The organism is Comamonas sp. B-9 (assembly GCF_000410635.1).
Taxonomy (GTDB): domain Bacteria; phylum Pseudomonadota; class Gammaproteobacteria; order Burkholderiales; family Burkholderiaceae_C; genus Comamonas.
Window position 1 is genome coordinate 1 of record NZ_KE148665.1, and the last position, 401, is coordinate 401.

General features: G+C 71.1%; 1 protein-coding gene. It reads left to right on the forward strand.

All coding sequences use genetic code 11. The features are described from left to right. A partial coding sequence (locus H928_RS33815) for a nitronate monooxygenase (RefSeq protein ID WP_021028646.1) occupies window positions 1-401 on the forward strand: 401 nt, incomplete at both ends.

Genomic DNA, 401 nt, shown 5'->3' on the forward strand with positions numbered 1-401 from the left:
ATGGCGGAAGCCGCAGCCGCAGTGCGCGCGCAGACCGGCCGGCCCTTTGCGATGAATTTGTTTGTGCAAGCCACCCCTGCACCCGATGCCGCCACCGTGCAGCAGGCCTTGCAGCGCCTGGCCCCGCTCTATGCGCGCTTTGGCGCCGAGCCGGCCGTGCCTGCACAGTGGTGCGAAGACTTTGCGCAGCAGCTCGATGCACTGGTCGCCTGCCGCCCGGCCGTCGCCAGCTTTACCTTCGGCATTCTCAGCGCCGCCCAGGTGCAGCGCCTGCAGGCCGCAGGCAGCCAGGTCTGGGGCACGGCCACTACGGTGGCCGAGGCGCTGGCCTGGCAGGCGGTGGGGGCCGATGCGGTCATCGCCAGTGGCAGGGAAGCCGGCGGGCCCCGGGGGACCTTTTT